Source organism: Spirillospora sp. CA-142024 (assembly GCF_050942325.1).
GTDB lineage: Bacteria > Actinomycetota > Actinomycetes > Streptosporangiales > Streptosporangiaceae > Spirillospora.
The window spans coordinates 8,577,109-8,590,048 of record NZ_CP192077.1 but is presented as its reverse complement, the minus strand read 5'-3'; the positions used below and the strand labels follow the sequence as shown (position 1 = coordinate 8,590,048).

Genomic DNA, 12,940 nt, shown 5'->3' with positions numbered 1-12,940 from the left:
GCCTTGGTGTCCGGTCGCATTGGCCTGCTCGTAGGTATATGCGCGGTACTGCACGTGGTCCGCCGCGGCAGGGCCAAGCTCGCGAATGTGATCTTCGAAGGAACTGGACCGGCGCGTCCCTGGGCTGACCGGCTGCGCCGTGCACCCCGGCTGCGCCGTGCACCCCGGCTGCGCTGCAGCGGACGGGGCCTGCGCTCTGGAGGGCGGCTGGCGAGCGGAGTCGCGTGGGGCCGTTGCGAGCTTGTCCCGGGGCGTCCGGTAGTGATCCGCAGTTGCGTGCCGGCGGTGAAGCCGGGGTGCCCGAGGGTCAGTCGGTCAGGTGCTCCGCGAGGATCTTCAGGTGGGTGTCGCGGGCCTCGGCGTGGCAGCGGCGGCCGGCCTCGGTGATCTCGACGAATACGCCGCGCCGGTCGTCCTGGCAGAGTCCGCGCTGGACGTAGCCGTGCTTCTCCAAGCGGGCGACCGTGCGGGACAGGGCGCTCTGGCTCAGGTACATCGCAGCGGCGATCTCCTGCATGCGGCGCTTCTCACAATGGAGGTCGACGAGGCGATCGAGCGTCTCGTACTCACTCATGCTCAGGCCGTGGTCGTCCTGCAGGGCGCGATCCAGGGCGCACGCCACCGTGTTGTAGCAGGTCGCGAGCTCGCGCCAGCGGCCGACCAGAGTTGTCTCCGCCTCCATGCCGCGCATCTTACCATGCACATGCATGAGATGCACCTGCATTAAATTCGTACGAATTTTGTGCGTGGACATTTGATGCACGTGCATGTATCGTCCTCCGACGTGACTATCACCGACACCTCACCCGACTCCACCGTCCGTGCGCCGGCCGCAGCGAACGCGTCGGCCGAACAGACCTGGACTCCCCGGCTGTGGGGAGTCCTCGCGGTCCTGTGCGCCGTGCTGTTCCTCGACGGACTCGACGTCTCCATGGTGGGCGTCGCGCTGCCGTCGATCGGCACCGAGCTGGGCCTTTCCACCACGTCACTGCAGTGGATCGTCAACGGTTACGTCCTCGGCTACGGTGGGCTGCTCCTGCTCGGCGGGCGGACCGCCGACCTGCTCGGCCGCCGCCGGGTCTTCCTCGCCGCGCTGGCCGTGTTCGCCATCGCGTCGCTCGTGGGCGGCCTCGTCAACGACGGCACGTTGCTGATCGCCACCCGTTTCGTGAAGGGCCTGGCCGCCGCGTTCACCGCGCCGACCGCCCTGTCCATCCTGACCACCACCTTCCATGAGGGGCCCGCGCGCAACCGGGCGCTGTCGGTCTTCTCCGTCTTCGGCGCCAGCGGCTACTCGTCCGGGCTCATCCTCGGCGGGCTGCTGACCAGCTTCGGGTGGCGCTGGACGTTCCTGACGCCCGTGCCGCTCGCGGTCCTCGCCCTCGTCGCGGGCCTTGCGCTGATTCCGCGGGACAAGCCGGCGGCCGGTGGCGGTCACGACCTGCTCGGTGCCGTGACGCTCACCGGCGGCATGCTGATCGCGGTCTACACGGTGGTCTCCGCACCCGACCGCGGCTGGCTGGATCCGGTCACCCTGGGCTCCGTCGTCCTCGCGGCGGCCCTCCTGACCGCCTTCTTCGTCACCGAGAACAAGGTGCGGCACCCGCTGATCCGGCTCGGCATCCTGCGGATCGGCTCGATCGTCCGGGCCAACCTGAGCATCGTCGCGCTCTTCGGCTCATACCTGAGCTTCCAGTTCATGATGACGCTCTACCTGCAGGACGTGCTGCGCTGGTCGCCGCTGAAGATGGCCATGGCGCTGCTGCCGGCCGGCCTCATCGTGGCGTTCGGCTCCCCGTTCGTCGGCCGGCTGATCGACCGGTACGGGACGCCACGGCTGATCATCAGCTCCATGACGTCCCTCAGCCTCGGCTACGGCTGGTTCCTCGCCACGGCCGGGAACGCCCCGCACTACGCGTTCACGATCCTGCCGACGATGCTGCTGCTGGGCGGCGGGTTCGCGTTCGGGTTCAGCTCGATCATGGCTCAGGCCACCGACGGGATCGACGACTCCGAGCAGGGACTGGCGTCCGGCCTCGTCCAGACCTCGGGCCAGGTCGGCGCCGCCCTGGTGCTGGCCGTCGTCACCGCCCTGGTCGCGGGCGGCACGGCGGCCGGTGGTGACGGCTTCGGCGAGTTCCACCCGGGCGTCAACCTGGTCAGTGCCGTCGCCGTGGTCGGCTTGGTTCTGAACCTGATTCCCCTGCTCAACCGATACCGCTCCAAGCACGCCTGACCCTTCAACCCCCGGCCACCACGGTCGGCCGCTCGGACTCCTCAAGCGCTGAGTCCGAGCGGCCGACCTGGTGGCCGCTCAGGTTCACGACTGGTCCCCGAGTCGAGTCCCGCGCCGCAGGTCGCGCCCCTCACCGCCAGGCCCGTAGGCCGGGCGGCTGCTCATGGCGGAGGCCACGGGTCGCGCGCACGACCACCGCGTCCGCCTTGTCGACCAGCAGCGGCAGAAAGGCGTGTGGCGCGGGGTGCTGCAGGTCGAGCGTCATCCACGCCGGGCAGGCTTACGGCGGCCGTGCGCAGGACTGGCCTTAGCGGGACTGGCCTTAGCGGGGACAGGTCGGCGGGCGAGGTCGATGCCATTGCCACCGTGAGCGGGCCGCTAGAACGCTCGGTCAAAGGCTCCGATTTGGAGCTCTGGAACCCGGCCCCTGGAACCCGGCCCCTGGGCGGCCCCTGGAATTGGCCTCTGGGAACGGTGCCCCTGGAATTGGGTCCTGGGAGCGCGCCCGTGGGAGCGGGCCCCTGGAACCGCGGCTGGAACGGGCCCTCGGGACGGGCCCCTCGGAACTGGGGGCTCCAGGACCGATCCTCGGAACTGGGGCTCCGGGAGCGGGCCTCGGAACCGGGGCCCTGGTTCGGACCCCGAGTTGGGGTGCTGGGTTTGTGGCCCCTGGTTCCGGGCCCTGGTTCGGGGCCCGGATTCGGCCCCTGGTAGGGGGCTGGGTTGGGCCGGGGGCGGGGTGGTGGGTTGAGTCTCGTGGAGGGCGGGTGCGGGGGCGTCCATTTTGGGACGCCCCCGCGTTGGGCTATTTGGGGCGTTTCCAGAAGGGGCGGCGCGGTTGGGGAGCGCCGGTGAAGTCGGCGAGGACCTGCAGGGCGCGGGTCCAGTGGGCGTTGATGATCGCCTCGTCCGCGGTTGGTGGCATCCGGCGGAGATCGTCGCAGAGGGCTGCCAGGAATGTGGTGTCCAGGCCCTGCTCCTCCATCCGCAGGACGACCGACCCCAGGATCGGGAGGAGATCCCTCAGTAGGTGGCGGACTCGTTCGTCCCGCGCTTCCGGCACCTGGCGGAGGCGGTCCAGCACGTTGGTCAACTCCTGCTGGAAGCCGGTGAGGGCGGGGACGCCGCGGGTCTGCTCCGGCACCGGCCGGCTCGGCGCCTTGCGCTTGGCGCGGGGACGGCCGGCGCCAGGACGCGGCGCGCCGTAGGACGGTGGCGCGGCCCCTCCCATGGGCTGCGGCGGGCCGCCGGGTGCTGCGGGCATGGGGGGGCCGCCGGGCGGTGGCGCGCCGAAGAAGTCCGCGGGGTCCTCGTCGGCCATGAAGGCGGCATGCGCCACCCGCGGAGCGGCCATCGGGGCGCCCCAGCCCTGGGGCATCTCGACCGGCTGGACGACCTGGTGCGGGGTGCCGCCATCGGTCGACACCCGGCTGTCCACGGCCACGAAGGCGGTGAAGCGGCACAGCACGCCGAACCGGAGCGAGGTCGCGACGATGCGTTGCTCCAGGTCATCGGGGCCGCCGACCGTGTAGCGGTCCTCCAGGTCGCGGAGGTGGGCGCGGGCCCAGATGGACGCGGCGGCCGCGTCCTTGGCGACGACGCCGGAGGCGTGCTGCTCCCAAGGCGTCCCGTCGGACGCGGTGCCCCGGACGGACAGTGATCCGGAAGGCGTGCCGCTGAACCGGCCCGCGATCACGAGCGGCACACCGGGGAACAGGGCGCCCAGCCGCGCGGGGGCCACCGTCTCGGAGGCGATCGCCAGGCCGTCGGCATGCAGGGTGAGGCCGGTCGCGATCGGGGCGGTGATCCGGTGATGGATGTGTTCCATCGCCTCGTCGAGGCGGTCCTCGGACTCCACCAGCTCGCAACGGCCCCCGCCGATCGCGGCGAGACGGTTCAGGAAGCCGGCGTTGACCGCCTGGTCGATCCCGACGGTGTGCACGCGGACGTTGTGGAGTCGCGGTTCCAGGTGCGCGAGGAGCTGGTCTTCGTTGCCGACCTGCCCGTCGGTGATGAGGACGAGCACGCGGTCGCGGGTTGAATCGGCGAGCAGCCGGCAGCCCTCGTCGAGCGGGGCGAGCATCTCCGTGCCGCCGCGCGCTCCCAGGGAGGCCAGGTGCTCTACGGCACGGAACCGGTTGCGGTCCGTGCCGTCGACGAGGCCGGTCCCGAGGTCGCGCGGGCGTTCGATGACGGTGTCGAAGGACAGGACGGCGAACCGGTCCTCGACGCGGAGCGTGTCGACGATGCGTGCCGCGGCGCGGCGTGCGGCGACCATCTTCCAGCCGTGCATGCTGCCGGAACGGTCGAGAACGAGGACCACGTCGCGTGGGCTGGGCCTTGCCTCGCCGGACGGCAGCACGGTGAGGCTGAACGTTCCCTCTTCGCCGGATTCGTCCGGGATGAGGGTGAGGGCGGCACTCTCCTGCGGAGCGAAGTCCAGGCGGAGGATGAAGTCGCGGTCGAGGCGCTCGCCCGGTTGCAGGCGCAGGGTCGTCCGGTCGCCGTCACCGTCCTCGGCGACCACGTGCAGCGCCGACCGGACCTGGGTCAGCGGCAGCCCGGCCGGGTCGATGTCGACGGTGACGGCCAGGCGGACGGGGTTCGGAAAGCCCGGCAGCAGGACGGGCGGGCTGATCCGGGACGCGTCCGGCACGGCGTGGGTGTCGTCGGCCACGCCGGATCCGGCGCGGTCGCCGCCCAGGGGCGCGCCCGGTATGTAGCGGGGCGCGACGACGAGCGGGAAGCGGAACGTCGCGCTGGACGCCGACTCGTGCGGCAGCGGCTGGTGGAGCGTCAGCCTGATCGTCACGCGTTCGCCGGGGAGGATGTTGCCCACCCGCATGGTGAAGACGTCCGGGCGGTCTTCTTCGGCGATGGCCGCGCGCTGCCCGGCGGCTATCGCGGTGTCGTAGTCCTGCCGTGCCTGGCCGCGCTCCTTCAGTTCTCCTTCGATGACCCGGTCGGCGGCCTCCATGCGCAGCGCGGTGACCGCGGCGCGGTCGGGCAGGGGGAAGATGTAGGTGGCCTCCAACGGCGTGTCGAACGGGTTGCGGAAGCCTTGGACGACGTCGATGCCGGCGGCCAGGCCGGTGATCGACGCGTGCACGTCGACCGAGTCGAGCGGCAGGTTCCCCTTGTCGGTGCTGAGCGCGCCGAATCCGCGGTCGGGGACCGGTGGCGCGGTCTCGGGTAGTGGCAGGATGCGCACGGTCACTGGATCCTCCGGGATTCATCGGCGGGCGGGAACGCGGGGGTTTCGGCGGGGGAGAGAAGACCGAGCCGGCGCAGCTCGTCGAGCAGCGGACGGGCGGCGGTCTCGATCGCGGCGAGATCGTCGCCGCTCAGGGTCGGTGCGTCCAGAAGGACGGTGAGGCCCGGCGCGAGCCGAACCCCTTGAACGACTGCGGGACGGGACGCGCCGTACCCGTCGGCGACGGCGGCCTGGCTGAAGGACACATCCGGCCGGGCACTCCAGAAGGCACCCCGCTCGCGTCCCCTCTCCTCAGCCGCAGGGCTTTCGGCGGGATGCGCGGCCTCGGCATCCGCTTCGACCGGCAGAGTGCCTTCCCTGGCGGCCGTCCGGCTTCTCCTCCTGTGAGCCGGGGCCGGTGCGGAGGTGCTCCTGCCGGGAAGGCCTGAGCGGGGCACCTGTTCTCCGTCCTGAGCGGCCGGGGTTCGGGAAGCGGCGGGTTCCGGCGCTCCATCACTCGAATCGGTGGGCCGTGCGTGCAGACCGTGCAGGCCAGGGGGCCGCGCCGGGGTCGCGCGGCGGTCCGCCGGCTCTCCGGATGCTGCTGTGGCTTCGGCGTCAATGCCCGGCTTCCCTTGTCCCGTGGCGGGAGGCGGCCGGTCGGCCGGGGTGGCGGGCCCGTGCCGGGGAGCCGGGCTGGACGCGGCGGGGAGGGCGGCGATCTCGGAGAGGGTCGCGTCGGTGGCGGCTGCGAGCTCGACCTGGATCTCGGCGATGGAGCGGCCCTCGGCCTGGCGGCGCTTCACCGCCACGAGCTGGAGGAGATGGCGGGGGCCGTACAGCGCGGTACGGCCGCGGCGGCCGAGGGGCGGGTCGACCAGGCCGATCGTCGTGTACCAGCGGATCAGCCGCTCGTTGGGCAGATCACGGACCCGGCCGCTGACCTGCGCGGATCCATCCGCGGCCAGGGCTGCTGCGGCGTGTTCCGCCAGCTCGCCGATCGTCCAGGTGCCGTCCATGGCCTCATAGTGACACTGTCATGATGACAGTGTCAAATGGTTCTGGAGATCGACTTCGGAAAATCCTTGATGGAACCGCCGGGCTGCCGCACGCTTGTGCCTCCAGGTGCGGCTCGGGGGCGGCGGAAACGAGGCCTTGAGGTGCGCAGCAGCGGTGTCGGCGTGTCGAGCGCGGGGGCCTCGGCCCGGCACCGCTACCGCCTGCTCGCCGCACGGCATCGCTGGGAAAGACGTGCGGTACGGGCGCTCATGGCCTGTGCTGCCGGGATCGTCGCGGCGGGCGTGAGCACCTGGTGGGTGGGCGTCGCTGTCGCCGTTCTCGTCTTCGCGATGCATGCGGGCTATTCGAGATTCCGGTCTGGCGTCGTGACCGGCTGGCGCCGGGGAGCCCAGGCCGAGCGCCGTACAGGACGCCGGCTGGCGCGCCTCGATCCGGCGGGCTTCCACGTTCTGCACGACCGGGCCCTTCCGGGCCGTTCTACGCCCACCGCCAACCTGGACCATCTGGTGGTCGGTCTCACCGGCGTCTACGCGATCGCGAGCCGGAGATTTCGGTGGGGTGCCCGGTTGCATGCCGATCAGCGCCGCCTCTGGGTGGGGCGCGGCCAGGTCGGCGGGGTGACCGTTCTCGCCATGCGGGCCGCCGAGACGGTCGCCGAGCTGCTCTCCGGAGAGCTGGGCTATGACGTACCCGTCACGCCGATGGTCGTAGTCCACGGGGCACGGGTCACCCGAGAAGGCGTCCAGCACGGGGAGGTGCTCTATCGCGCCACGAGGGCGATCCCACGCGCCATGGCCTCGGAACCCGTCATCTATACGAGCGCGCAGGTCGCCACCATCGCTGCCGCTGCCGAGTACCTGCTTCCGCCGATGATGGAAATGCTGCCGCCCGACTGATCATCAATATCAGAGCCATTCACTCTGGGTATCTACTTGACCGCATACGGACATGACGACCTGGTCATCTGAATCATGCGAACCTTGCAGGATGTCGGTCATTTCGCCCATAGCGCTCAAATCTGACACTTCGCAAAGGTATTACGGAACGCACAAGAATGGTGTTCGGTATCTAAGTCTGATCTCTTGAATTTGCCAGTAAAGAGCGCCCGAAGCCTTTACCTTTCTGGCATGAACGACCATCTCCTGGTCGAGGCGCTGCGCGAGCGCGATCCCGGTGCCACGGCCGCCGTGTACGACGCCCATGCCGGCAGGCTCTTCGCGTACTGCTGGTTCCAGTTGCGATGCCGTGACGCTGCGCAGGTCGCCTTACGCGACACGTTCATCGTGGCCGAAGCGCACATCGGCAAGCTCCGCGATCCCGACCGGTTCGGTCCGTGGCTCTATGCCCTCGCCCGCCTCGAGTGCGCCCGGCGTCTGCCTCCCAGGCACCAGGCACCTGACGTGCCGGTCGCCAGCCACGACCAGGAGGACGTGGACCAGCGCATCACGGCCTGGCATGCGGTACTGGCGCTACGGCCCCTCTCGCGGGAGATCCTGGAGCTGCGGGTCAGGCACCAGTTGTCCGTCCCCGATCTCGCCGCCGTGTTCGGTATGTCGCTGAAGGACGCGCAGGCCGCGCTCGACCGCGCGCACGGCGAGCTGGACGAGGCCTTGACCGCGGAGATACTCGCGGACAAGGGACCCTACGGTTGCCCACAACGCGCTCTACTCCTGCGTGAGCGGCGTGGAGACCTCACCAACGACCTCAGTAAGCGGCTTATGGAGCACGCGGAGGGCTGCTCAGTCTGCGGAGCCTTCCATCCCCGAACCGTGTCCGCCGCCAAGGTCTACGGGCTGCTGCCGGACGCGACTCCGGCGGCAGAGCTGCGCCTTCGGGTGATGAGCTGCTTCCTGGACCCGGAACTGGTGGGCTACAGGCTCTTCGTGGCCACCCGGGTCATGGAGTTCACGCCCGAGGGCTTTCCTGTCCAGTCTCCTGGGGAGGGGCGTCCGGCCAAGACGTCACGCGCAACTGGATGCTGGATACTCGGCCGTTCGCGCAGGACGTCCCCCGAGGGAACGGCGGCCAACCTCTACGCGCAGGCCATCCGCGCTGCCGCAGTGCTCGCGGTGGTCGCGCTCCTATCCGCAGGTGGGGTCGCCTCCATGTACGGGCTCATCGGCGGCGGACGGAAGGGGGCGGGAGGGGTCGCGGGCCCGCATCCGACAGCGGTTCCAGGCTTCTCTCAGGTACCCGAGTCCGTGCGACGACCAGCCGGGCACACCAACGGCCCCGGAAACCTCGACGCCGCCCCCGTATCGGCCACGTTCCCGCTGGGCGCACGTGTGTCGTCCGCACCACCAACGGCCTTTCCGGCACCGTCCTCTGCACTGGTCTCCTCACAGGAGCCGTCCGGGCCCGCGGCCACGGGTGCACTAGCGGTCTCCCCCCTCTTCCTGGATCTGGCAGGGGGTTCAGAGGGCTTCGTGGAACTGCGCGCAGAAGGTGGACCAGTGACCTGGCAAGCAAAGAGTCATGGACCACTACTGGTCAGCCCGCCCTCTGGGCACCTCAAAGCTGGGCAGAGCGTGACCGTGCGTATCCATGTCACGCGTAAGCAGAACTCGCGCGGGGATGGAACCATCACCTTCCAGCCGGGAGGGAGTCAGGTACACGTCACCTGGCGTCCTGATGCTCCCGGCCCGGATCCGACGCCGACGCCGACGCCTACGCCGTCAGGTTCCGGGTCGGCGACCCCATCCACGCCACCCGAGACTCACCGGCCGGGTACTCCGCCACCGCCGACCCCGGAGCCGAAACCATCCGGCTCACCGGCGGCCGAAAGCGAACCGGATCCCTCGCCGCCGCCGTCACCCTCGTCCGAGCCGTCCTCGGGGACGGCCTCGTCTGGTGCGAGTCCCACGCCGAGCGCCTGACAGGGAGTGGCGCTCGTACCCGCCATTGCCAGAGTCAACTACTCTTCGTAGGTGATCGTTTGCGCTAAGCAATACATCACTGGGGGAGGACGTGATCATGGCATCTGGCGCAGCACGGCACCGTCGCGCGATCCCGTCCCCGGCCCGCAGCAACGCGCTGCGGCTGGTCGCCTTCACCGCTGGCCTGTCGATGTGCATGAGCCTGTTCGTCCCGGCCGCGTCCGCCCGTCCCTCCGCCGACCCCAGTCCCAGCGCGAAGGACATCGAGCAGAGCAAACAGCAGGTCAGGGATCGGGCCGCCGAGGTCGGACGGACGAAGGCCATGCTCGTACTGGCGGACGGTGAACTCGACAGGCTCGCCATCGCCGCGGAGGCGGCGGTGGAGCGGTACAACGGCGAGCAGCTGAAACTGCAACGCTCACAGCAGGCGTACTGGGACACCCAGGCACGGCTGGCCGAGGCGAACCGGAGAGTTGAGGAATCCAGGGCCGGACTGGCGTCGTTCGCTGCGCAGGTCTACCGGGACAACACCGGATACGACGAGATGTCATCGGCGGTCGCCGGCAACGGCGGGCCGCAGGGCTTCATGGACCGTGCCGGCATGGTCAAGATGCTTGCAGAACGGCGAGCGGCCATGGTCCACCAGGTCGAAGCGTCCAAAACCGTCGCGGATGTGTTCCGGCGTCAGGCGAAGGTGGCGCTGGACGAGCAAGGAGCGGCCACCAGAAGCGCCGACGAGGCCAAACGGCTCGCCCAGGACGCGGTGTCCAAGCAGCAGGGGTCCATTCAACGCATTGAGGCCGACAAGCGTCGGCTAGAGCGCCGACTTGGCAAGGCCCAAGCACACGCCTCCGAGGTCAAGCGCGCGCGGGAACGGGCCCTGGAGAAGGCGAAGATACGCAAGGCGCGATCTGATTTCTCCGACTCTGTGGCGGGGCCGACCCTAGCGGCGGCACGCGGTGCCATCGCTGTCCAGGCGGCGCTGAAGTGGCTTGGCACGCCCTACTCCTGGGGCGGGGGCGACATGGACGGTCCCAGCTACGGCGTAGCGCAAGGTGCCGGGATCGTGGGCTTCGACTGTTCAGGTCTCACCATGTACGCGTGGGGCAAGGCCGGCGTACGTCTCGACCATTGGACGGGCACCCAATGGACATCCGGCCCGCACATCCCCATCAGCGATCTGCGCCCCGGTGACCTTGTCTTCTTCGCTACCGACAAGTCCGATCCCGCCACCATTCACCATGTCGGCCTCTACATCAGCGGCGACCGCATGGTGGAGGCGCCCTACACCGGTGAACGGGTGCGCATCTCAAGCATCCACAGAAGCGACCTGATCGGGGCCACACGTCCTGCCGCTTGACGAGACCGCCCTTGGAAAGGCGGGAACCCTTCCGTAGGACCTGCGTACGGAAGGGTTCCTCGCGAGGCGTGTCGCATGGCGGCGGGAAGCGGATCAACGCCGTCCGCGACTCCCTCTCCCGGCCCCGGAACGGCCCGGCCTGCGGTCGGCGGGGCCGGACGGCGCGTCAGTGGCCGCCCTGGTCCGCGGCGCGCTTGAAGGAACGCTCGATCTCCTGCTCGGCCTCGACACGGCCCACCCAGCTGGCGCCCTCGACGGACTTGCCGGGCTCCAGGTCCTTGTAGACCTCGAAGAAGTGCTGGATCTCGAGGCGGTCGAACTCCGCGACGTGGTGGATGTCGCGCAGGTGCTCCATACGGGGGTCCGTGGCGGGGACGCACAGGACCTTGTCGTCGCCGCCTGCCTCGTCCGTCATCCGGAACATGCCCACGGTGCGGCAGCGGATGAGGCAGCCCGGGAAGGTCGGCTCCTGCAGCAGGACCAGCGCGTCCAGCGGGTCGCCGTCCTCACCGAGGGTGTTCTCGATGAACCCGTAGTCGGCCGGGTACTGCGTCGAGGTGAACAGCATGCGGTCGAGCCGGATGCGCCCGGTCTCGTGGTCCACCTCGTACTTGTTCCGCTGGCCCTTGGGGATCTCAATGGTGACGTCGAAATTCAAGATGTCCTCCGCTCCCTGCGCGCTCGCAGTGAATAGTCTTTCGGGAACCTGTGGGTGAGGCCGGCCCCACAGGACGAGTGTTCCCTGTATAAGGATGTCGCACGTTGGTGAGTGCTGAGTGGGAGAGGGGCGGTCACGTGCCTGGACGGGGCCGAGCCCTCGTGGTCCTGTCGCTGTCTCTCCTTAACGTTTTCGCCCTCGCCGCAGGGGTGGCAGTGGTGAAACTCACACCGGAGCGGCACTTGTCGCCGCAACCGCCCAGCGTGGCGGCGCGTGAGGTCGTGCAGGTCCCGGCCTCAGCGGCCGCGATCCCCGCCGCCGACCCCGGATCGGGACGGCCGCCGAACCCGTCCACTCTGGCGGGACGGCTTTCGGCGCTGATCGGCGGCCCGCAGGCGAAGATCAACGCGGTGGTCGTCGACGCCGAAACCCGCCGGCCCCTGTACGAACTGCGCGCCGACCGTCCCGCCACACCGGCCTCGACGACGAAGCTGGCGACGTCGGTCGCGGCACTGGCCGAGGTCGGCCCCGCGCACCGGATCACCACCCGGGTCGTACGCGGGACGGGAGGCGGGATCGTGCTGGTCGGAGGCGGGGATCCTACCCTGACGGCCCTTCCCGCGCGTCCTGAAGCCGACCATCCGCCGTATGCGTCCCTGTCGGACCTCGCCCGTCAGACCGCCACGGCGCTGAAGGCGTCCGGGCTTCGCAAGGTGCGCGTGGACTACGACTCGTCCGCGTACCAGGGCTCTCCTACGGCCGCCGGGTGGAAGCCCAATTACCTGCCGGACGGTGAGGTGGCGCCTGTCTCGGCCCTGACCGTAGACGAAGGGCGGATCGCGCCCATGGACCCGTCCAAGAAGGCGCGGGTCTCTGATCCACCTGCCGCTGCGGCGGGGCAGTTCGCGCGTCTGCTGTCCAAGAACGGACTCAAGGCGAGCGCCGGGCGAAGGACGGTCGCACAGAAGGGGGCCGCGCAGCTCGGCGCCGTTCAGTCACCGCCCTTGTCCGCGCTGGTGGAGCATTTGCTGACCGATAGCGACAACGACGTGGCCGAGGCGATGGCGCGCCAGGTCGCCATCAAGCTGGGCCGTCCGGCGACGTTCGCGGACGCTGCTCAGGCCGTCCGGCAGGTTCTGGCCAGGTTGGGTGTCGCGGAGGGCGTTTCCGTCAATGACGGCAGTGGGTTGTCGCCTCGCAACCGCATCTCGCCTGTCGCGCTGGCCCGGATCGTTTCGCTCGCCGCTGGTCAGGACCACCCGGAGTTGCGTCCGGTCATCACTGGCATGCCGATCGCCGGATTCTCGGGGACGCTGAGTCCGCCGCGGTACACGGTCGCGTCCAGCCAGGCGGGGGCGGGGATGGTTCGCGCGAAGACCGGCACCCTGGCGGGTGTCAGCACGCTGGCCGGGCTCGCCTATGACGCCGACGGCCGGCTGCTGGCGTTCGCCTTCATGGCGGGGGACGGGAAGGGCCCGGTCGATCCGGGGAAGCTCGACCAGCTGGCGGCGGCCGTCGCGACCTGCGGGTGCGGCTGATCTTCCGGTTATCCACAGATGCTTGTTCTGCTGCGTTCCGGTGGTGGGAGAGGCAAGGG

General features: G+C 69.9%; 10 protein-coding genes. 5 read left to right on the top strand and 5 right to left on the bottom strand.

The window, feature by feature from the left end; all coding sequences use genetic code 11:
* Positions 1–307: 307 nt before the first annotated feature.
* Positions 308–682 (bottom strand): MarR family winged helix-turn-helix transcriptional regulator, encoded by a 375-nt coding sequence (locus ACQPZP_RS40610; protein ID WP_433464948.1) that lies wholly within the window; start codon positions 680–682, stop codon positions 308–310.
* A gap of 102 nt (positions 683–784) precedes the next feature.
* On the opposite strand from ACQPZP_RS40610, the gene ACQPZP_RS40605 reads away from it, so the two are divergent.
* Positions 785–2,236 carry an MFS transporter gene (locus tag ACQPZP_RS40605; protein WP_433474918.1) on the top strand — a complete coding sequence of 484 codons (1,452 nt, stop codon included), beginning with the start codon at positions 785–787 and terminating at the stop codon, positions 2,234–2,236.
* A gap of 130 nt (positions 2,237–2,366) precedes the next feature.
* Here the strand turns inward: ACQPZP_RS40605 and ACQPZP_RS40600 are convergent, their stop codons facing one another.
* The 3 genes from ACQPZP_RS40600 to ACQPZP_RS40590 form a co-directional block, all read right to left on the bottom strand.
* The gene (locus ACQPZP_RS40600) at positions 2,367–2,501 is read right to left on the bottom strand and encodes a hypothetical protein (protein WP_433474917.1); all 135 of its coding nucleotides are present in this window, start codon (positions 2,499–2,501) and stop codon (positions 2,367–2,369) included.
* A 540-nt stretch (positions 2,502–3,041) separates the two neighbouring features.
* Positions 3,042–5,453 carry a VIT domain-containing protein gene (locus ACQPZP_RS40595; RefSeq protein ID WP_433474916.1) on the bottom strand — a complete coding sequence of 804 codons (2,412 nt, stop codon included), beginning with the start codon at positions 5,451–5,453 and terminating at the stop codon, positions 3,042–3,044.
* Entirely contained in the window at positions 5,450–6,448 is a 999-nt protein-coding gene (locus tag ACQPZP_RS40590; RefSeq protein WP_433474915.1) for a MerR family transcriptional regulator, read from the bottom strand. Before ACQPZP_RS40590 ends, ACQPZP_RS40595 begins: the two co-directional genes overlap by 4 nt.
* Positions 6,449–6,484: 36 nt before the next feature.
* On the opposite strand from ACQPZP_RS40590, the gene ACQPZP_RS40585 reads away from it, so the two are divergent.
* The 3 genes from ACQPZP_RS40585 (at position 6,485) to ACQPZP_RS40575 (ending at position 10,685) form a co-directional block, all read left to right on the top strand.
* Positions 6,485–7,345: a nuclease-related domain-containing protein gene (locus ACQPZP_RS40585; RefSeq protein WP_433474914.1), complete on the top strand. Its 861-nt coding sequence runs from the start codon at positions 6,485–6,487 to the stop codon at positions 7,343–7,345.
* 231 nt (positions 7,346–7,576) lie between these two features.
* Positions 7,577–9,325 carry an RNA polymerase sigma factor gene (locus ACQPZP_RS40580; RefSeq protein ID WP_433474913.1) on the top strand — a complete coding sequence of 583 codons (1,749 nt, stop codon included), beginning with the start codon at positions 7,577–7,579 and terminating at the stop codon, positions 9,323–9,325.
* Positions 9,326–9,422: 97 nt separating this feature from the next.
* A complete protein-coding gene (locus ACQPZP_RS40575; protein WP_433474912.1) occupies positions 9,423–10,685 on the top strand; it encodes an NlpC/P60 family protein in 1,263 nt (420 codons plus the stop codon).
* 166 nt (positions 10,686–10,851) lie between these two features.
* Here the strand turns inward: ACQPZP_RS40575 and ACQPZP_RS40570 are convergent, their stop codons facing one another.
* Positions 10,852–11,343, bottom strand: a complete 492-nt coding sequence (locus ACQPZP_RS40570) for an inorganic diphosphatase (RefSeq protein WP_433464941.1) — start codon at positions 11,341–11,343, stop codon at positions 10,852–10,854.
* 218 nt (positions 11,344–11,561) lie between these two features.
* Here ACQPZP_RS40570 and dacB point away from each other — a divergent pair, with 218 nt between their 5' ends.
* On the top strand, positions 11,562–12,881 hold the full coding sequence (gene dacB / locus ACQPZP_RS40565; protein WP_433474911.1) for a D-alanyl-D-alanine carboxypeptidase/D-alanyl-D-alanine endopeptidase: 1,320 nt from the start codon (positions 11,562–11,564) through the stop codon (positions 12,879–12,881).
* Positions 12,882–12,940: the final 59 nt, after the last annotated feature.

Bases quoted from the DNA above. Each gene is read 5' to 3' on its own strand.
- ACQPZP_RS40590 (WP_433474915.1), bottom strand. From the start codon at position 6,448: ATGGACGGCACCTGGACGATCGGCGAGCTGGCGGAACACGCCGCAGCA.
- ACQPZP_RS40580 (WP_433474913.1), top strand. From the start codon at position 7,577: ATGAACGACCATCTCCTGGTCGAGGCGCTGCGCGAGCGCGATCCCGGT.
- ACQPZP_RS40600 (WP_433474917.1), bottom strand. From the start codon at position 2,501: ATGACGCTCGACCTGCAGCACCCCGCGCCACACGCCTTTCTGCCGCTG.
- ACQPZP_RS40585 (WP_433474914.1), top strand. From the start codon at position 6,485: ATGGTTCTGGAGATCGACTTCGGAAAATCCTTGATGGAACCGCCGGGC.
- ACQPZP_RS40575 (WP_433474912.1), top strand. From the start codon at position 9,423: ATGGCATCTGGCGCAGCACGGCACCGTCGCGCGATCCCGTCCCCGGCC.
- ACQPZP_RS40610 (WP_433464948.1), bottom strand. From the start codon at position 682: ATGGAGGCGGAGACAACTCTGGTCGGCCGCTGGCGCGAGCTCGCGACC.